Source organism: Synechococcus sp. 60AY4M2 (assembly GCF_002760375.1).
Lineage (GTDB): Bacteria > Cyanobacteriota > Cyanobacteriia > Thermostichales > Thermostichaceae > Thermostichus.
Genome location: NZ_AUMZ01000001.1, coordinates 2,444,258 through 2,462,074, shown reverse-complemented (window position 1 = coordinate 2,462,074; position 17,817 = coordinate 2,444,258). Strand labels below are relative to the sequence as shown.

The following is a 17,817-nucleotide window of genomic DNA, read 5'->3' as shown; positions in this document are numbered from 1 at the left end:
AAAATGAGTCTGAGGTTCACTCAATTGGGATAAATTGCAGCAGGGATCCCGTGTGGATGAGATGGGCCGGGGCAGATTTTCCATCCTGGCCGGGATGGGCCAGCAGCACACAGCGATCTTGGGGGGTGAGGTTAAACCCGACAGAGGGATCAGGCTCTCTTTTCAGTTGAGAATTGAGTTGCGGATCCCCGACAAACGTCAGTTGAGCCAAGAGGGCCAATAGGCAATCTAGATGGGCCAAATCCGTTCCGAAAGGAGTCCGCTCCTGCAAGGTGGCCAACGCCACCGGGTGGCCTTCCCGGATGAGATAGGTGAGGATCCCGGCACAGCGCTCTACGGCCCGCTCCAGCTTGTTGCGATGCGCTTCAGGGCCTTCTCCCCGCGGCTGCCAGCGGTTTTCAAAACAGAGGACAATGGCCTGGGAACGGGGACGCTCCAGCTCGCGCACGACCAGTTGATCCCGTTTGGCCGAGATCTTCCAGTGCACCGAGCGCACATCATCTTGGGGACGATAAGGCCGCAAGCTGAGATAGTCCCCCTCCTGGCCCGGCTGAGGGCGCAACCGGCTGCCGCCGCTGAACTGATCCGGCAGCAGCAAACCCTGCACAGGGGCAGGCCGAGGAAACACGATCACCGTCTGCGCATCCTCAATTTCCACTGCCTTGCGGAAGAGTTCAAAGGGAAAGCTGGTGGCAATTTCAAAGCCCTGCAGCCGCCACGCCCCTCGCCGTGAAAAAGTGTGCTGATAGAAGGTATCTAGCTTGGCGCCGGGATCCAAGCGCAAAACGTAGCTGGAAGGCCAATCGGCCCGCCTGAGCCCCTCAATGCGCTCGCTGACCTGTAGGGAAAAACTGGGCAGGCGCCGTTTGCGGTTGACCAGCGTCAGCCCCACCAAGACCGGCTGGCCGGCAAAAATGCGGCTGGGCAACTGCCGGCTCACCTCCAGATCTTTGAGGGTAAGCTCGGAGAGCATGCCGCTGAGGAGAATGAGGCTGAGCAGCATCCCCAGCACCAAGTAAAGGGGATTGTTGCCGGTGTTGAAGGCGGCAATGCTTACCAAGAGGGTGATCCCAACAAACCGCCCCCCGATGCGGGTAAAGCGGAAGCGGCGCAGAAAACGAACCCGCTGCCTTGAGGACAACTGGGGAGGGCGGATCCCCAACTTCCGCGGCCACTGCAACGATTGCAGGAGTTGAAGTGCCGTTTGGCTAAGTTTCAATAACATTTGCCTGCCTCCTCTGCAGCCCTGTACCGCTAATTCTTGCTCCCCAACCCTCCGCGCAAGAATACCCGTATCTTGCAGCGTAAAGGGATCAGGCACTAGGAGCAGGTTTGTTCGGTGAGGATTTGGGCAATGGCCGCAGCCACCCGCTCCTGTTGTTGGAGAGTCAACTCAGGAAAACAGGGCAAGGACAACACTTGAGCAGCACAGAGCTCAGCATTGGGCAGATCCCCAGGTTTGTACCCCAACTTTTTGCGGTACACCGGCTGCAGATGCAGCGGGATGGGGTAGTAAACGCGGCTGGCAATGCCCCGCTCCTGCAACTGCTTTTGCAACCGGTCCCGCCGCCGCGAGTCCGTCGAGTCGGAACCAGGCACCCGCACCGTGTACTGGTGCCACACCGAGTTGCCCCCCACCGCCACCTGGGGCAGGATCAGCCCAGGGATCCCCTGCAACAGGCGGTGATAGGACTCGGCAATCCCCTGCCGCCGCCAGTTCCACTCCCGCAGGTGGGTCAACTTAACCGACAGGATCACGGCTTGCAGCGCGTCGAGGCGGCTGTTGAGGCCGATGTGCTCGTGCTGGTATTGGCGAGTCTGGCCGTGTTCTTTAAGAATGCGAACCTTGCGGGCCAATTGTGGATCCCGGGTCACCACCGCCCCACCATCCCCTGCTGCCCCCAAGTTTTTGGTGGGAAAAAAGCTGAAGCAGCCGATATCTCCCCAGGTTCCCACCGGCCTGCCCCCCCAACAGGCCCCCACCGCCTGGGCGCAATCTTCTATCACGGCCAACCCATGTCGCCGCGCGATGGCCAGAATCTCGGTCATGTTGGCCGCCTGGCCGAACAGATGCACCGGGATCACCGCCTTGGTGCGGGGGGAAATGCTCTTTTCCAGAAGCTGGGGATCCAGGTTAAAAGTGCAGGGATCCACATCCACAAACACCGGCCGTGCCCCCACCAAGTCGATAGCCTCGGCGGAGGCAAAAAAGCTAAAGGCAGTGGTGATCACCTCGTCACCTGCTTGGATCCCAAGGGCGCGCAAGGCCAGCACTAAAGCATCGGTGCCGGAATTGCAGCCAACAGCCTCCAGGTCCCCGCCGCCAAGAAACCGGGAGAATAGCTCCTCAAAACGCCGCACCGCCTCTCCCCCGATGTACTGGCCTGAGGCCAGCAACGCCTCCACCTCGGGCAGAAGGGTTTCAGCCAGAGCGCGGTATTGCAAGGTCAAGTCCAGCAGCGGAATAGGCTCATCCGTCACGGTGCTGCCTTTTGGGAAGGTAGCGGCCACAGCCCATTATCGAGGATGAGAGCTTTCGACACTCCCACCAACTAAAGAAAGCTGGAGAATTCTTACCCAGTCCGTTGCTGGACTCGTAAAGGCGTTGTCAAGCCGCCTCTAGACAGCTCTCACAGCCCTGTCCCGCTAGCGCAAGCAAGGACATAATGCCAAGGCTCTGCTTGGTTTGTCTTGCTTAGCTGCCGGCTAGGTTTTTCACGAAGGTAGGTCAGTATGTACAGTGTAGCAGAGAGAGAAATCAGCGATTAAAATCGCCTATGCCTCTTCCCTGAGGCGGAAAAGCTGATTTTCGGCGTCCACAACGCTCTGGCCCCAAGTGATTCTTCCCTTATCTTCGCTACAAGTGGACTGCTGGGATCCCAGCCCACTCCGAATCTATCCCAATCTGAGATAGAGTAAACGCGGTACGTCCCTGGCCAGGGATTCCCTAGGTCGGCTACAGCTATCGACAGGATGTTCTATGCAGGTTGCTTCTCAAGCAGTTCTCGGCAAAGCCCCTTTGGCCCCCCGAATTCTAGCTTTGGTGCCGGGAGGGATTGGCGACCAAATTCTTTTTTTTCCCACCCTGGCAAGTTTGCGGCAGCGCTTTCCAGAAGCGGAGCTAGAGGTGTTGGTGGAGCCGCGGGCGGCAGCTGCCTACGAGGTTTGTCCCTCGGTGAATCGGGTGCTAACCTTTCCGTTTAAAGAGCAGCTCTCGTTGGGAGATATCAGCGATCTGCTGGGGCGAATCCGGGAACGGCAGTACGATGCGGTGCTGAGCCTGGGCAGAAGCTTAGGGGTCAAGCTGCTGCTTTGGCTAACTGGGATCCCGAAGCGGGTTGGCTATGCTCCACCAGGGCCTGGGCGACCTTGGCTGACCGACCCGGTGCCCCTGAAGCCGGCCCAATATGCAGCGAGCATGTATCACGACCTGCTGCAGGGGTTTGGCATCACTGCGACGGCAGGCCTGCCTCAGGTTCGCCTAAAGAAGACAGACCTGGAGTGGGCCGAGCAGGAACGCAAGCGCCTGCTGGGGGATGCTGCCCAAGATTACGTGCTGTTACATCCCGGCGCCAGCCAACTGTCCCAGGAGAAGGGAATTCAGAAAATCTACCCCCCCGCCAGCTGGGTCAAGGTCATCAAGGGCTTCCGGGAAAAGCGGCCGGAGCTGCCGCTGGTGCTGCTGCTGGGGCCAGAAGATGAGCAGCTGGCGGAGGGCTTTCTGTCGCAACTGCCGGATCTGCCGGTGAGCCGCCCTCCCCACCTGGGCCAACTGGCGGCCTTGATTGCTGGCTCCACCCTGCTGTTGTGTACCGACAGCGCCCCCATGCACCTAGCAGTAGCCACCCAAACTCCCCTGGTGGCTGTGTTTGGCCCCACTGAGCCGGAGCGGCTGCTGCCTTCCGAAGGGCCGTTCCGCGCCGTTAAGGCTGCCAACGGGGTGATCGACTCGATTGCTCCTGAGCAAATCCTGCAAGTGATCTTCCCCGGCTAGCGGCAGAAGACTTTCCCCAAGACCAGCCCAAAAGGTTATGGGATCCTGCAGCCACTTCGGACAAGTTTGAAACCATTCCCTCACCCCAACTCCTCTCCCAGGACACTGCGCTCCTCGCCCCAGGGAGAGCTTGTCCCGCTATACCGGCTGTCCCAGCCTGGAAAGGGAGTAGCACAGTTTTCTCCTTCTCCCTCTAGGAAAAAGGCCGGGAATGAGGAGCTTGTTTGGCCATGCGGACGAAGGGACTTGAACCCTTACGCCTTGCGGCACTAGATCCTAAGTCTAGCGCGTCTGCCATTCCGCCACGTCCGCAAAAGCTGGCCCCGTAGGCCGGTTGTCAGCCGACTCGGATCCCGCTCAATTATGCTAACCCAAGCCGGCTCTGGCTAACCCGGCAACTGGGCAACGGCGACCTTCAGCTCCTCTGTGGCGTCCAAAACCACCCAGCCTTGCCCCCCTGCCCGCTTCCACAGCTCAAAGTGCAGGTGTGGCCCGGTTACCGCCCCGGTTGCCCCCACATAGCCGATCACGGATCCCTGTTCCACCACTTCCCCGGCTCTTACCGCGACTTCGGACATGTGGCCGTAGCGGGTGCGCCGACTGCCGCCATGGTCCAGCACAACCGTAATTCCCAGGCCTCCCAAGGATCCCGCGCTCACCACCTTGCCGCTCAACGCAGCCAGGATTGGCGTGCCCAGGCTGGCCCCCAGATCCACGCCGGCATGGAACTCTGGCTGGCCGCGGATGGGGTGAATTCGCATGCCAAACCCAGAGGTAATCGGCACGGGGTGGGGCAAAGGATAGAGCAACTGTTCTTCACCTGTCGCCAATTCGGGCAATGCCGGCGCTGGCGGCTTAGGCGTTTGGGGTTGGCTGGGATCCTCAATACGAATCTCTTCGCCTGGCATGAGGATGATGCGGCGACCGGAGCTGCGCTCCATCAGCACCACCGGCACCCCACTTTCCGGCTGAGCATCGACGGCCAAGTTCTGGGTTGCTGGCGGCTCCATAATAATTTCCCGCCCCACCACCGTCTCTGCGCGGGTTTCTGCCTCCAGGGTTGGAGAGCTGCCAGGTTTGGACGCCAAGCCTGGAGACTCTGGGCTGCCCGCCGGCAGGGGAATGGCACCATCCAACAGCAGGGCTTCTGCTCCAGGGGTGTCCAGAGCCGGGCCTATTGAGGGAGGAGGGGGCAGAGGATGGAGTTGCGTCTGCGCCAGCAGAGCGGTGGAAGAGAAGCAGAGCAGCAGGCCCAGTCCCAACCCTAAGCCCAGGCCCAGCCGCCGCAGCAGCCGCGCCCTTCTCGCCAACCGGCTGCCTGGCCGGGAGAGAAGACGCAGCCAAAAAGACTTTGCCGACATGCGCAAGGGATCCAACACGGGTCACTCAGGAGGAAACGAAGGGCCACTGGCAAGAGACGCTTGATAGCTCAGGCGCACCTGGTCGGGAGAAAGGACGAGGATCTGTCCTCCTGGAGTTTGTACCCGCAGCCTGCCATCCTCGGCAAGGCCCAAAACCGTAGCCGACGCCTCACCAGGGAGCCATTGGACTTGCGGCTTCACCGTCCAGGCTTCGTACCTGGAGCGCACAGGGGCAAACCCCTCCTGCAGCCAGATCTGAAACCCGCGCTCCATCCCCTGCAAAACCCAGGCGGCAACTGCGGTGCTGTCCTGCCGGGATCCCAGAATTTCTGCCAAGGCAATCCCGCCAGCGGGCACGGGATTGTTGACATTGACCCCAACGCCGGCCACCAGCCCCAGCAGTTGCCCTCTCTCCCCAAAGCGGCTCTGCACCAAGAGGCCACCCAGCTTGCGCAGAGAACCCGGACACTGCTCATCCACCACCACCAGGTCGTTGGGCCATTTCAGCCGCAGCGGGATCCCCAGTTTCTGTCGTAGGCTATCCACAACACCCCAGGCCAGCGTCAGGGTCAACTCCAGCAGCGAATGCCGCAGAGGCGGGGATCCCAGCCAGACCGACAGATACAGCCCCCCCGGCTCCGAGTGCCACACCCGCCCGTGCTGGCCCTGTCCTGCCCGTTGGCGGGTGCTGACCAAAACCGTGCCCGGCGGCAGGGGCTGAGGAAACTGGCGCCCCCACTGCAAAAGCAGCCGGTTGGTGGAGTCGGTTGTCACCACCTGCAAGAGGTGGTGGCCCCATGCCCCCTGGCCCACCAGGGATCCCAGCCGCGAGGGGGAGAGCATGGCTAAGTCCCCCCAGCCCTAGCTCAACACGATATCTTCTGCCGGGCGTTGGGCCAACCGCTTCAGATTTTGATAGCGCAACATGTCCAGCAGGTCGTTGCCGGAGCGCCCCTCCAGACGGGCCTCCACGTGCAGCGCCTGCCCCAGCGCCTCCACCGCCTGCAGCCGTGGGATCCCGCGCAACACCAGGCGATCCACGGCGTAGGCATCGGCAGCCAGAAGACGGCGGTCGTTGGTCTGGTCGCGGCGCAACTGCCAAAGCGCCAAGCCGCTCAACCCTCCCGAAACCGTCGCCCCCACCGGGTCTTGCTGCACGACCTCGAAGATCAGGCTCAGCCCTCCCAGAGCCGCTATGGCCAGGTAAAAGTCGATCTGCCGCGAGGCTGCCCGGCTGTAGTAGCCCACCTTGTGGAGAAACAGCCCTGCCCGCTGCAGGGGAGTGAACTGTCGCCACTCGTAGGGTTTGATGAACAGCCGCATCTGCCGTTCCCAGGGCATCTGTCGGCGGCCCTTGATCACCACCGTCTGCCGCTCCGAGGCCGGCAAGATCTTCACGCTCTCCCGCATGCTGGCGGGCAGCAGATCCAGCAGGCGATCGATCTCAGCCTGGTCGAGAACGTAGTTGTCGTAGCTGTAGTACTCCGAGTTCATGCCGGGCCTACTCCTGAGCTTAATCCCATCGCCTGACGCATCTCTCGCACTGCCCGCTCCAATCCCACCAGCACCGCTCGACTGATGATGCTATGGCCGATGTTCAGCTCTTCCATGCCAGGGATCCGGGCCACCGGGCCGACGTTCCAGTAGGTGAGGCCGTGTCCGGCGTTCACCCGCAAGCCCAGTTGAATCGCCTGTTGGCTGGCCTGCCGCAGTTGGGCCAACTCCGCCTCTTGCTGCGCCTCCGAGGATGCCTCCGCATAGCGTCCCGTGTGCAGTTCCACCCAGCGGGCCCCCACCTGGGCAGCGGCGGCAATTTGGATGGGATCGGGATCGACAAACAAGCTGACGGGAATGCCGGATCCCTGCAGTTGGCTTACCACCTCGCTAAGACGCGACACCTGCCCGGCCACATCCAGACCGCCCTCGGTGGTGACCTCTTCTCGCCGCTCGGGCACTAGGGTGACATAATCGGGCTTGATCTCCAGGGCGATGGCCACCATCTCGTCGGTGGCGGCCATCTCCAAGTTGAGGTGGGTGCGCACCGTCTGGCGCAGTAGCCGCACATCCCGCTCCTGGATATGGCGGCGATCCTCGCGCAAATGCACCGTGATCCCATCTGCCCCTGCCAACTCGGCGATCACCGCCGCGGCCACCGGATCCGGCTCTACGGTGCGGCGAGCCTGGCGCAGGGTGGCGACGTGGTCGATGTTAACTCCCAGACTTAACAAGGCTCAACTTCTTTCACTGTAGCTGGTGATGAATGCTCCTAGTATTACATTATTCATTACTTGTGCCGGTCAGACGAGTCAGGGTATTGCGGGGCGCAGAGCTAAGGGGCACAGGCTTTATGATCGAGAACGACACCTCGCCCCTCCGGGATCCACTGCGGGCTTGCCATGACCAATCCAGATACCTCTTTGGCGGTGGGACAACACTCCATTGTTGACCGGGCGCGGGTGCCGGTCCTGATTGCCCAATACCTGCCGGTAGAAATCTGCATCTACTACCAGGTTGTGCCCCTCGCTCTGGACACCGACAGCTTGATCTTGGGCATGGTGGATCCCCAGGATTTGGCGGCGTTGGACTACGTGAGCAAGATGCTCGCCTATTCCCAGATCTCCGTTGAGCCGATCCCGATTACTTTTGAGCAGCAGCAGGATTTAATTGCCTACTACTTCAGCCATCCGCCGAGCCCGGCAGAGGTGGAGCAGCTACGCCTCCAGGCCCAAGCCAGCCGCGTCACCCGGGAAGTTCCTGCTCCCGTGGCCGAGCCGCCCAGCCGACTGACCCCCACCCAGCCGCTGCCGGCACGGCCAACTGCTCCGCCCCTTCCTGTTGACGAATCGGAAGAGACGGCGCAGCAGTTGCTGAACTCGATGCTGCGGCGAGCTTTGGAGGAGAAAGCGGAGCAAATTTTTGTTGAACCCCAGGAGGGGTTGGTGTGTCGGGTGCGCTACCGCCAGCAGGGGATTTTGCGGGATCTATTTAAGGATCTCTCGGAGTCGATACGGGCAAAGTTGATCGCCGCCATGAAGCGGATGATGGCCCTGGATGCAGGGCTGATCGGGGAGCCCCAGCAGGCGGAAGCAGAGCGGATGTATCGGGGGGAGCCGCTGGTGCTGCAATTGCGCATCATTCCCCAGCGCTCCAAGAGTGGCCAGGTTTCCTCCTCCAGGGAAGGCGCCATCCTCAGCATTCTGCGAGGGGAGACCCTCCACAAGTATCAGCAAGGCCAAAACCGCCTCCGCGTCTCCGAGACTGTGGCTTTGGCCCAGCAGGCCCATCAACTGCTGCAACAACTGCAAGCTGCCCTCAGCACCACAATCGAGAAGCTGAAGCAATACCCCACCCCCCCCGGCAGCGACTGGCCCCTGATGACAGAAATGCTGGCGGCCATTCAGGCCCAAGCCCAGATGATCGCCATCCGCCAGCAGGACTGGGAAAAACTCAATTCCGGCAGTTGATCTCCTATGGGCATTTGGATACAGGCCGGGCCACTGCTCTCCTGCCCCAATCCCTGCCCGTAGGAATCCAGAAGCCTCTCCTCCTCGCTCCAGGCGTCCCATTCCCACGACAACCTGAGCGGCTTCTTCCTAGCGGGATCCCTCCCGCAACAGCACCAAAATCACCCCGGCAATAATGCTGATGGTGGCCCCGGCAATCAGGCTGGTGGCCAGACGTTCCAGCCGTTCCCCAATGGTTTGGGCGGTGTCGAACTTAAAAGTGAGCTTTTCGACGTCACCCGAGAGCTTCTCGACCCGCTCCGAGAGCTTTTGGGTATCTCCTGAGAGCCGATCGATCCGATCCAGAATCTCCCCTTGTTGTTGGGTGAGGCGAGCTATTGCTTGGCTGTTGGTTTCAACCAGCCGCTCGACCCGCTCTAGGCGCTCTTCTGTCGAAATCGTCATGGGGCTTGGAAGTCACGAGCAGGGTATCTCCGCCTATCGATCCTAGGCTACTCCCGGCCTTTTGTCTCTCTAGCGTCGGCTTGACCGGACAGCCTCTGCTCCTACTGCCTCGGTTGAGTGCGATAATCTGGAGATCGTGCAGTCTTGTGCGCTAGCCGCCATGTCGTCAAAAGATCCGACGTCTTTGCCCCAGCCCAAGCTGCCGCCAGGAGAAACCTCCGCTGGCTCCAGATCCCGCGCTTGGTGGCAGGCTCAGCGGGAGAACTTGCTGACAGTGGTGCTGGCGCTGCTGTTGGCCTTCGGCATTCGCACCTTTGTGGCGGAAGCACGTTGGATCCCCTCCGATTCGATGCTGCCCACCCTAGAAGAAGGAGATCGGCTGGTGGTGGAAAAGATCAGCTACCGCTTCAGCTCCCCCAGACGGGGCGACATCATCGTCTTCTACCCGCCTGCCAAGCTGAACTTCGACGGTGCCTACATCAAGCGGGTGATCGGCCTGCCGGGGGATCGCATCCGCATTGCCGATGGCAAGGTGATCGTCAACGGCATCCCGCTCCAGGAGGACTATATCTACGCTCCCCCCAATTACTCCTGTCCGGGCGAGCGCTGCCCCGGCGTGCCCAACCAGGGATCCGAATTTCTCGTCCCCCCCGGCTCCTATTTTGTGATGGGGGACAACCGCAACGACAGCCAAGACTCCCATGTGTGGGGATTTTTGCCGGAAGAGAACATCATCGGCAACACCATCTTCCGCTTTTGGCCCCCCAATCGCCTGCACTTTTTCACCCCGCCAGAGTATCCGGAGCTCTCTTCTGAAGGGGCGCAGGCCTCGGGGAGTCGAACCTAAACCTGGGAAAACCTCTCAGCGGGCCCGCTCCAGCACATAGTCCACCATCTGAAACAAAGCTCGGCGGGCTACCGAATCGGGGAGAACTTCCAACGCCTCAGCAGCCCGACGGGCATAGTCTCGCGCCAACTCGCGGGAGCGCGGGATCCCATTGCTCTGGTAAACCCACTCCAGGGCCTGCTGGAGATCCTGGGGTTCGGCCAGCTCTCGGAGGATCAGCTCTCGCATCTGGGGAAACTCCTCCAGGGCGAACAAAACCGGTGCCGTCAAGTTGCCCTGGATGAGGTCAGATCCCACCGGCTTACCGAGCATCTCTGCCGAAGCGGTGAAATCCAGCAGGTCGTCCACGATTTGGAAGGCAATGCCCAGGTCGCGGCCAAAGTCGAAGAGGCGATCGGCCACCTCAGGACTGACCCCGCTCAGCAGCCCGGCGGCCTTAGAACTGCCGGATATGAGGGAGGCGGTTTTGTAGAAGCTCTTGGCCAGGTACTCTTCCAAGGACACATCCGGGTCGAAGCGGGTGAGGCTCTGGCGCACCTCGCCCTCCGGCAGATCCATGATCACCTTGGACAGGAGCTTCACCACTTCCAGATTGTCCAGGTTAGCCAAATACCAGGCAGCTTGGCCGAAGAGGTAGTCCCCCGCCAGCACCGCTACGCGGTTGTCGAAAAGGGTATTTACTGTGTCGATGCCCCGCCGCACATCGGCAGTGTCGATGACATCGTCGTGCACCAAGCTGGCCGTGTGGATCATCTCGGTAATTTCCGCCAGGCGCCAATGCTGCGGGGTAATCTCCCCATCCGGCGTAGTAGCCCGCGCAATCAACAGCACAATCGCCGGTCGGATCCCTTTCCCCCCCGCCGAAAACAGATGTTCGGCAGCCATGGCCAGAATTGGGTGTTTGGCGCTAACCAGCCGCGACAGGTTCTGGCGTAAACGCTCCAGATCCGCTTCTACAGGGCCAAAGGGGGAGAGCACAGAGGTCATGGAGCCAAAGTATGAGAGGTTTTACAAAATTTCATATCTCCCCTTATTGTAGAGCACCCCAACGTTCTCGGGGAAAAGCGAGCGGTATCATGCAAACAGTCCTCTGCTTTTTTATGTCGGATCCCGTTCCCCCAGTGCCAACCGGCTCTGTCCCCCCCCTCCCTGCAGAACCCGATTGGGAGGAGGAGTGGGAGCTTGCACTGGAGCGGCCACCTCTATCGGGGCGAGCCCAGCCTCACCACCATGACCCGCAGTCGCGGCGCAAGCTGATCCATCGTCTGGCTCGCATCGAGGGGCATGTGCGCGGGATCCGCTCCATGATCGAGCAGGATCAGCCCTGTCCGGATGTGCTGCTGCAGATTGCCGCTGTCAAGGGGGCACTGGATCGGGTGGCGCGCCTTATTCTTGACGATCACATCCGTCACTGCATCCGCCACGCCATCGAAAGTGGCAACATCGAGGTGGAACTGGAAGAGCTGCAGCGGGCCCTGGATCGCTACATCAGCTAGTGGATACAAGCCTTTCCCATGGGGGTGGGCTGGGCTTTGCTCAAGCCAAGGCTAGCTGTTGCCGTCGGCAGCGTAGCGCTCCAGCAGAGCGGCGCTTTTCAGTTGCCATTGCAGGCCCATGAAGGCCCAGTCCAAGAACTCGTTGATCTCTTCCTGGCTGAACTGCATGGCTTTGCCGATCTCGAAAATCAGGGCCTCTTCTTTTTCCGCCAGCTCGTTGTTGACCACCGCCATCGCCGCCAAATCTCTCAGGATCAAGGCTCCGGCTGCATTGTGTAGAGGAGGGATCCGGCTGAGGTCTAGGGTTGCGCCTGTCTCGTCGGCCAGATAGCTTTGGGCCACCTGTTTTTCGACGCCCATCCCTTCTGCAATTTGCAGGAAAAAGTTGCTCTCCTCTTCGTCCAACTGGCCGTCCACGCAGGCCACCGCGATCAAGGCTTTGAGGTAGAGCTGGCGCTGCTCATCTGTCAAGTCGGCGTAGTTGACCATAGGGGTTGCTGCTGAGCTTGGGTTTCCTCTTCAACTTTGCCACGAAGATGCCACCTGGTGTCGATTCGACCCTTTTTCAGCCGAGGAAAAATCGATTACAATAGAGGGCCTGTGTCATAGCTAGCCGCCAAGACTTCCGCTGGGATGTGGGAAGGGGCGGCAACTTGGCTTGCTTCATCTTTTTTTCTCTTGGTAACCCTTTACAGCTTGCGGAGCACCCCCGAGGAGCAGACACCCCATGGTTAAATTGCGGCTCAAGCGCTACGGAAAAAGACGGCAACCCACTTATCGCATCGTCGCCATCGAAAGTAAGGCCCGCCGCGAGGGTCGTCCGCTGGAGGAGTTGGGCTACTACAACCCGCGCACCAAGGAGACGGTTCTGGAGACGGCAGGCCTGCTCAAGTGGTTGCGTTGTGGCGCTCAGCCTACAGATACGGTGGACAGCCTCCTCAGGAAGGCCGGCATCTACGAGATGCTCAAAGCCGGCGAGGGCGGAGTGGTTGCCGCGATTCGCATCCCGGCTATCGCCAAGCCGGAGGCTGGGATCCCTGATCCGGCGCCGTCCACAGAGGAGCCTGCCGCTGTTTGCGAGGCCTCTGCCGAGATGGCAGGGCAACCGGGGGAAGTCGAGCCGGCTGGGGCGGCAGCGGAACCGAACTCCCAGGAGCCGGAGCCTGAGGAGGAAAAGCCTCAGGTTGAGGCCTAGGGTCGGCTACGCTTTCGGTTAAGCTTGGCTCGGCAGTTGTTCTTCCCTGTCGTCTAGCTCCCCATGCCGGATTACGAGGCCCTTGTCCATCTCCTGATCGAGCCGTTGCTCAGCGGTGGCCCGCCGCAAATGGATGTGGAAACCACTTGTGGCGGGCGCAAGGTATGGCTGCGGCTGGCTTTTGACCCCAAGGATCGCGGGCGGGTGTTGGGGCGAGGCGGGCGCACCCTGCAGGCCATTCGGCAGGTAATGATGGCGGCAGCTCAGTTGGCGGGGCAATCGCTGTACATCGACATCTACGGAGAGTCTGGAGAGCGGGAATGAGCCAGATCCTTACCTTCTTGGGCAAAGGGGGCACAGGCCGGAGCACCCTGGCCGTGGCAGCGGCCCGGGCAGCAGCCCAGCAGGGGCGGCGGGTGCTGTTGGTGGGCCATCAGCCGGGGTCGGGGCTGGAGATGCTCTTGGGCGGGATCCCGCTTTCCGGCGAGCCGGTAACCATTGCCGCCAATTTAAGTGTGGTGCAGTTGCGCACAACTCAGCTCCTGGAGCAACACTGGACGGCGGCCAAGGAGCTGGAAGCCCAATACGTGCGCACTCCCTTTTTCCGGGAGATCTACGGCCAGGAGCTGGGGGTGTTGCCGGGGATGGATCAGGCCCTGGCTCTGGAAGCCCTGCGTCGCTACGATGCCAGCGGCCAGTACGACTGTATTCTCTACGATGGGCCGGGGGATCTGACCACCTTGCGGGCTTTTGGGATCCCGGAGGTGGCCAGTTGGTACTGGCGGCGGGCTTCTAAAGCTTTTTTGGGCTCCGACTTGGCCAAAACCCTGCGCCCTTTCGTCGAGCCCCTGCTGCGATCGGTCAGCACAGTGGAGTTCTCGTCTTTAGAGGATCTGTCGAATCGGCTGGGGGGGATGACCAACATTTTCGAGGAGGGACGCCAGGCCATCGCCGATCCTCGTCGCGTGTTGGCCCACCTGGTAACCACCCCGGATCCGATGGCCGTGCAGACTGCCCGCTACCTCTGGGGCAGCGCCCAGATGGTGGGGCTGACGGTGGGTGGCCTCTGGGTCATGCCGCTGGTTCCTGGGGAAGTGTCGGCTGCCGATTTTTCTCCGCTGCCTGTGCGCATCCTGCCGCGGCGCCAGGGATCCGATTGGTCGGCTTTGGAAGAGGCGGTAGGAGGGATTTTCGCGGTGCCGCAGGTGCCGCCGCCGGTGGCCATCGACGAGGGAGCCCGTACCGTCAAGCTGTTTATTCCCGGCTTCAGCAAGGCCCAGATCGAGCTGAGCCAGTCGGGGCCGGAACTGACCATCACCGCGGGGGATCAGCGGCGCAACTTGTTCTTGCCCCCCAGCTTGGCAGGCCGGCAGGTAACCGGGGCCAAGTTTCAGGAGCCTTTCTTAGTCATCACCTTTGGCTAGGCCATCGCGCCAGCGGAGGAGAAGGCGATGTTGGCCAAGCGGATCATTCCCTGCCTGGATGTGGCGGCGGGGCGGGTGGTCAAAGGGATCCGGTTTGTGCAGTTGCGCGATGCCGGGGATCCGGTGGAGCTGGCCCAGGCCTACGACCAGGCGGGAGCTGACGAGCTGGTTTTTCTAGACATCACCGCCACTCACGAAGAGCGGGAAATCTTGCTGGAGGTGGTGCGGCGCACGGCGGAGCAGGTGTTTATCCCCCTCACGGTGGGAGGTGGGATCCGCGATCTGGAAGGGATCCGGCAACTGTTGCGGGCCGGGGCCGACAAGGTGAGCCTCAATTCGGCGGCAGTCCGGGATCCGGATCTGGTCACCCAGGCCAGCCGTCGGTTTGGATCCCAGTGCATCGTGGTGGCCATCGACGCCCGTGCCAAACCTCAGGGTGGCGGTTGGGAAGTGTACGTGCGCGGGGGGAGGGAGCCGACGGGCCTGGACGCGGTGGAGTGGGCCAAAACCGTGGCCGAGCGGGGGGCGGGGGAGATCTTGTTGACCAGCATGGACGCCGACGGCACCCAAGCGGGCTACGACTTGGAGCTGACCCGCCGCGTGGCCGAGGCGGTGGCGGTGCCGGTGATCGCCTCAGGGGGGGCAGGGGAATGTGCCCACATCCGCCAGGCTCTGCAAGAGGGGGGAGCAGAAGCAGCCCTGTTGGCCTCGCTGCTCCACTACGGCCAGTTGACAATTGCCCAGATCAAAGCCGATTTGGCCGCCCACGGCATTCCGGTGCGTCGCTAAACCTGGAGAGTTTGCCCATGCAGGATCTGGCCGATCTCCTGCCCCATGTCAGCCGCCTTGCGGAAACAGCCGGGCAGGCCATTTTGGAGATCTATCGGCAAGATCAGATCCGGGTCAGGGACAAGGCCGACTCCTCCCCCCTCACCGAAGCCGATCTGGCCGCCCACCACTTGATCCTGCGGGGCCTGCAAGATCTGACCCCCGGCCTCCCCGTGCTCTCGGAAGAATCCGGCGGGATCCCGTATCCGGAGCGGCAACAGTGGCGGCAGTTCTGGCTGGTGGATCCCTTGGACGGCACGCGCGAGTTTATCGGGCGCAGCGGCCAGTTCACCGTGAACATCGCCCTCGTCGAGGCAGGGATCCCCATCTTAGGCGTCGTCCATGCCCCCGCTCTCGGCCTTACCTACAGGGCTGTGCAAAGGCTGGGGGCCTATAGAGGAGATCAGCCCATCCGGGCCCGCCCGCCCGCCCAGGCCCCTCTGCAAGTGGTGGCCAGCCGCTCCCACCGCGGCCCGGAGACGGAGCAATTTCTCGAGCGGCTGCGGCGGCGCTACGGTTCCCTCGAGGTGAAGTCGGTGGGCAGCGCCCTGAAACTCTGCCTTGTGGCCGAGGGATCCGCCCATCTCTACCCCCGCTTCGACCCAACCATGGAGTGGGATACTGCTGCTGCCCACTGCATCGTCGAGCAAGCCGGGGGAAGCGTCACCGATCTAAAAGGGGATCCCTTGCGCTACAACAAGCCTGATCTGCACAACCCGCCCTTTGTGGCGGCTGCCGCCGATGCAGCCCAACTGTGGCAGGAGCTGGTTCCCTAGAAAGCCTGGGATTACATGCCCATCTCGGTGGGGTTGAACCCCTCCGGAAACTTGGTGTACTCATCGTAGAGGGCGCCGCGAAAACGGGTGTTGGTGATGATGGCTCCCCGCAGATCGGCGCCAATTCGCAAATCGGCGCGGCTGAGATCGGCCTCGCTAAGGTCGGCCCTGAGCAACTTGGCCCGGTAGAGGTTGGCCCCCCGCAGATCGGCCTTGACCAGCTTGGCCCCAATGAGGTTCACCCGCCGCAGTTTGGCTCCGCGCAGGTCGGCCCCTGAGAGATCTGCGCCCGACAGATCCCCCTCGCGCAAATCCGCCCCACTTAAGTCGGCATCCCGCAGGACAATGCCCCTCAAGTTCGCGCCGCTCAACTGGGCTCCGCTCAGGTTGGTTCCAGAAAAATCCCGCCGGCCAGACGCATAAGCCTGCAACAGTTGCTTGGCGTCCAGCAGAGGTTTGATACTCGCTGTGGTCATCGCTGTTTGTTTCTCTCGCAAAAACGCAGAAGGCTACCCTAACCCCACCAGAGGCAGGCCAAGAGCTCTTCTGGGCTAGCTTACCACTCTGTGTCCCCCTGCTTAGGATACCCCAACGCCCCTGAGCCCAGAGGAGACACTCTCAAGAAGACGCTACCTCCCATTCGTTCAAAGCCGGTCGATTTCGCGGCGTAGATTTTCTAGCTCTACATCTACCTCGCTCTCGCTGGTGGCAGCAGATTGATCTCTCGGCAGAGCTTTCTGCTCTCCGGCGGGCAATTGGCCCCCCATCGCCGCTTTCAGCATCATCAGCTCGTGATCGATGTCCGAGCCACCTGCTTCCAAAGCGGCAAACTGTCGCTCCAAGTTGTCCACCGCCAGCTCGGCCACGGCCGCCGACTGAGCTTCCAGGGCGTTTACCTTCTCTTCCATACGCTCGAAAGCCGCGAAGGCACTGGTGGCGTCCACCCGTCCGATAACCTGGTTAATTTGTTGGGAAGCTTTGGCCGCCCGAGCCCGCGCGATGAGCATATCCTTTTTGGTCTTGGCCTCGGCGATCTTGCTCTCCAGCTTGGTCATGTTGGCCTTCAAGACTTCCACCTGTTTGGTCTGCTCATCCAACTGCCGCTTCAGGCTCTGGGCGGTTTCGGCAAAGGTTTTCTTGCGCACCAGCGCTTCGCGGGCCAGGGCCTCGTTGTTGTTGCGCAGGGCCAACTCGGCGCGCCTTTGCCACTCGTCGACGTTCTGCTGCGCCTGCTCGTACTGCCGCTCGATCCGCTTCTGGGCAGCAATGGCCTGGGCAACTGCCTGCCGCATTTGGTAGTGATCCTCAGACATGTCCTGAATGGTTTGGTTCAGGATTTTCTCCGGATCTTCGGCACTGCTGATCAGCGCGTTGAGGTTGGCTCTGATGATCCGGCTGACCCGATCGAACAATCCCATCGGTCGTTTCCCCCTCTCGCAGTTTGACCTAATGCTACCCTTGCCACGCCGGCGCCTTCCAGGGCTCCTACTCCAGTATAGGGATCCCTGGCCGGGATCCGAAGAAATTGGCCGTAACCCCAGACCAACGCTCCAGCCCTCCAAAACAGCCGCTGCAGAGAGGAGCCCGTCCCCCCCTGGATTTTCGCAGGTTGCATGGAATTGTCGGGATCCCTGAAAGCCGAGAGGGTTTGCCGGACAAGGCCTTTTCGAACTTTGGCAGAGTCTTTGGGATCCTCTGACAATGGGCTGTGCTGGAATCGAACCAGCGGCTCCCACCGTGTCAAGGTGGTACTCTACCTCTGAGTTAACAGCCCTCGCTGAAGATGCGGCTGCGCATCTGCCCAAGGGTTGGAAATTGATGATATCACATCTGCAAGCCACTTCGAGGCCCACTCCTTGCCGCTCGGGGCTGCCAAGACGACGACTTCTATGGCCTTGTCCATCCCCTCCTACACTTGTGCCTGGCCCAGCGCAGGCGGGGATCCCATCTGCACAAGCGGCACTTCTCCCAGGTGTCGATACAGGACA

The 17,817-nt window shown here is 61.4% G+C and carries 20 protein-coding genes and 2 tRNA genes; 9 read left to right on the top strand and 13 right to left on the bottom strand.

All coding sequences use genetic code 11. From position 1 onward, the window contains the following. Window positions 1-16: 16 nt before the first annotated feature. Window positions 17-1,225 carry a DUF58 domain-containing protein gene (locus SYN60AY4M2_RS10810; RefSeq protein ID WP_099812889.1) on the bottom strand — a complete coding sequence of 403 codons (1,209 nt, stop codon included), beginning with the start codon at window positions 1,223-1,225 and terminating at the stop codon, window positions 17-19. Window positions 1,226-1,320: 95 nt separating this feature from the next. Beyond that, window positions 1,321-2,481: a DegT/DnrJ/EryC1/StrS family aminotransferase gene (locus tag SYN60AY4M2_RS10805; protein WP_011431076.1), complete on the bottom strand. Its 1,161-nt coding sequence runs from the start codon at window positions 2,479-2,481 to the stop codon at window positions 1,321-1,323. Between the two features lie 499 nt (window positions 2,482-2,980). Here SYN60AY4M2_RS10805 and SYN60AY4M2_RS10800 point away from each other — a divergent pair, with 499 nt between their 5' ends. Continuing rightward, window positions 2,981-3,994, top strand: a complete 1,014-nt coding sequence (locus SYN60AY4M2_RS10800; RefSeq protein WP_049749781.1) for a glycosyltransferase family 9 protein — start codon at window positions 2,981-2,983, stop codon at window positions 3,992-3,994. Between the two features lie 231 nt (window positions 3,995-4,225). Here the strand turns inward: SYN60AY4M2_RS10800 and SYN60AY4M2_RS10795 are convergent. The 5 genes from SYN60AY4M2_RS10795 to SYN60AY4M2_RS10775 form a co-directional block, all read right to left on the bottom strand. After that, a tRNA-Leu gene (locus tag SYN60AY4M2_RS10795) sits at window positions 4,226-4,306 on the bottom strand. Between the two features lie 74 nt (window positions 4,307-4,380). After that, on the bottom strand, window positions 4,381-5,355 hold the full coding sequence (locus tag SYN60AY4M2_RS10790; RefSeq protein ID WP_099812888.1) for a M23 family metallopeptidase: 975 nt from the start codon (window positions 5,353-5,355) through the stop codon (window positions 4,381-4,383). Between the two features lie 21 nt (window positions 5,356-5,376). Beyond that, entirely contained in the window at window positions 5,377-6,198 is an 822-nt protein-coding gene (locus SYN60AY4M2_RS10785) for a biotin--[acetyl-CoA-carboxylase] ligase (protein ID WP_099812887.1), read from the bottom strand. 18 nt (window positions 6,199-6,216) lie between these two features. Next, window positions 6,217-6,849, bottom strand: a complete 633-nt coding sequence (locus SYN60AY4M2_RS10780) for a DUF3318 domain-containing protein (protein WP_011431080.1) — start codon at window positions 6,847-6,849, stop codon at window positions 6,217-6,219. Further along, window positions 6,846-7,583, bottom strand: a complete 738-nt coding sequence (locus SYN60AY4M2_RS10775) for a pyridoxine 5'-phosphate synthase (RefSeq protein ID WP_011431081.1) — start codon at window positions 7,581-7,583, stop codon at window positions 6,846-6,848. Before SYN60AY4M2_RS10775 ends, SYN60AY4M2_RS10780 begins: the two co-directional genes overlap by 4 nt. 168 nt (window positions 7,584-7,751) lie before the next feature. On the opposite strand from SYN60AY4M2_RS10775, the gene SYN60AY4M2_RS10770 reads away from it, so the two are divergent. Then, window positions 7,752-8,819, top strand: coding sequence for a general secretion pathway protein (locus SYN60AY4M2_RS10770; RefSeq protein ID WP_011431082.1), 1,068 nt, complete (start codon window positions 7,752-7,754; stop codon window positions 8,817-8,819). A 129-nt stretch (window positions 8,820-8,948) separates the two neighbouring features. On the opposite strand, the gene SYN60AY4M2_RS10765 is transcribed toward SYN60AY4M2_RS10770, so the two are convergent. Beyond that, window positions 8,949-9,263 carry a hypothetical protein gene (locus SYN60AY4M2_RS10765; protein WP_011431083.1) on the bottom strand — a complete coding sequence of 105 codons (315 nt, stop codon included), beginning with the start codon at window positions 9,261-9,263 and terminating at the stop codon, window positions 8,949-8,951. A 136-nt stretch (window positions 9,264-9,399) separates the two neighbouring features. Here SYN60AY4M2_RS10765 and lepB point away from each other — a divergent pair, with 136 nt between their 5' ends. Beyond that, window positions 9,400-10,110: a signal peptidase I gene (gene lepB, locus SYN60AY4M2_RS10760; RefSeq protein ID WP_240527828.1), complete on the top strand. Its 711-nt coding sequence runs from the start codon at window positions 9,400-9,402 to the stop codon at window positions 10,108-10,110. 15 nt (window positions 10,111-10,125) lie between these two features. Here the strand turns inward: lepB and sds are convergent, their stop codons facing one another. After that, window positions 10,126-11,097 carry a solanesyl diphosphate synthase gene (sds, locus tag SYN60AY4M2_RS10755; RefSeq protein ID WP_011431085.1) on the bottom strand — a complete coding sequence of 324 codons (972 nt, stop codon included), beginning with the start codon at window positions 11,095-11,097 and terminating at the stop codon, window positions 10,126-10,128. Between the two features lie 89 nt (window positions 11,098-11,186). Here sds and SYN60AY4M2_RS10750 point away from each other — a divergent pair, with 89 nt between their 5' ends. Further along, window positions 11,187-11,606 (top strand): metal-sensing transcriptional repressor, encoded by a 420-nt coding sequence (locus tag SYN60AY4M2_RS10750; protein ID WP_228375284.1) that lies wholly within the window; start codon window positions 11,187-11,189, stop codon window positions 11,604-11,606. A 51-nt stretch (window positions 11,607-11,657) separates the two neighbouring features. Here the strand turns inward: SYN60AY4M2_RS10750 and SYN60AY4M2_RS10745 are convergent, their stop codons facing one another. Beyond that, window positions 11,658-12,095, bottom strand: coding sequence for a TerB family tellurite resistance protein (locus SYN60AY4M2_RS10745; protein ID WP_099812886.1), 438 nt, complete (start codon window positions 12,093-12,095; stop codon window positions 11,658-11,660). Window positions 12,096-12,333: 238 nt separating this feature from the next. Here SYN60AY4M2_RS10745 and rpsP point away from each other — a divergent pair, with 238 nt between their 5' ends. The 5 genes from rpsP to cysQ all read left to right on the top strand — a co-directional run bounded on the left by rpsP (window position 12,334) and on the right by cysQ (window position 15,829). Beyond that, entirely contained in the window at window positions 12,334-12,801 is a 468-nt protein-coding gene (gene rpsP / locus SYN60AY4M2_RS10740; protein WP_011431088.1) for a 30S ribosomal protein S16, read from the top strand. A gap of 63 nt (window positions 12,802-12,864) precedes the next feature. After that, entirely contained in the window at window positions 12,865-13,125 is a 261-nt protein-coding gene (locus SYN60AY4M2_RS10735) for a KH domain-containing protein (RefSeq protein ID WP_011431089.1), read from the top strand. Further along, window positions 13,122-14,225, top strand: a complete 1,104-nt coding sequence (locus SYN60AY4M2_RS10730) for an ArsA family ATPase (RefSeq protein ID WP_011431090.1) — start codon at window positions 13,122-13,124, stop codon at window positions 14,223-14,225. The genes SYN60AY4M2_RS10735 and SYN60AY4M2_RS10730 overlap by 4 nt, the downstream gene beginning before the upstream one ends. 27 nt (window positions 14,226-14,252) lie before the next feature. Continuing rightward, window positions 14,253-15,014: an imidazole glycerol phosphate synthase subunit HisF gene (gene hisF / locus SYN60AY4M2_RS10725; protein ID WP_011431091.1), complete on the top strand. Its 762-nt coding sequence runs from the start codon at window positions 14,253-14,255 to the stop codon at window positions 15,012-15,014. Between the two features lie 17 nt (window positions 15,015-15,031). After that, window positions 15,032-15,829, top strand: a complete 798-nt coding sequence (cysQ, locus tag SYN60AY4M2_RS10720; RefSeq protein ID WP_011431092.1) for a 3'(2'),5'-bisphosphate nucleotidase CysQ — start codon at window positions 15,032-15,034, stop codon at window positions 15,827-15,829. 11 nt (window positions 15,830-15,840) lie between these two features. On the opposite strand, the gene SYN60AY4M2_RS10715 is transcribed toward cysQ, so the two are convergent. The 3 genes from SYN60AY4M2_RS10715 to SYN60AY4M2_RS10705 form a co-directional block, all read right to left on the bottom strand. Beyond that, window positions 15,841-16,305: a pentapeptide repeat-containing protein gene (locus tag SYN60AY4M2_RS10715; RefSeq protein ID WP_011431093.1), complete on the bottom strand. Its 465-nt coding sequence runs from the start codon at window positions 16,303-16,305 to the stop codon at window positions 15,841-15,843. Between the two features lie 168 nt (window positions 16,306-16,473). Next, on the bottom strand, window positions 16,474-17,247 hold the full coding sequence (locus tag SYN60AY4M2_RS10710) for a PspA/IM30 family protein (protein WP_011431094.1): 774 nt from the start codon (window positions 17,245-17,247) through the stop codon (window positions 16,474-16,476). Between the two features lie 284 nt (window positions 17,248-17,531). Then, a tRNA-Val gene (locus tag SYN60AY4M2_RS10705) sits at window positions 17,532-17,603 on the bottom strand. Window positions 17,604-17,817 lie beyond the last annotated feature (214 nt).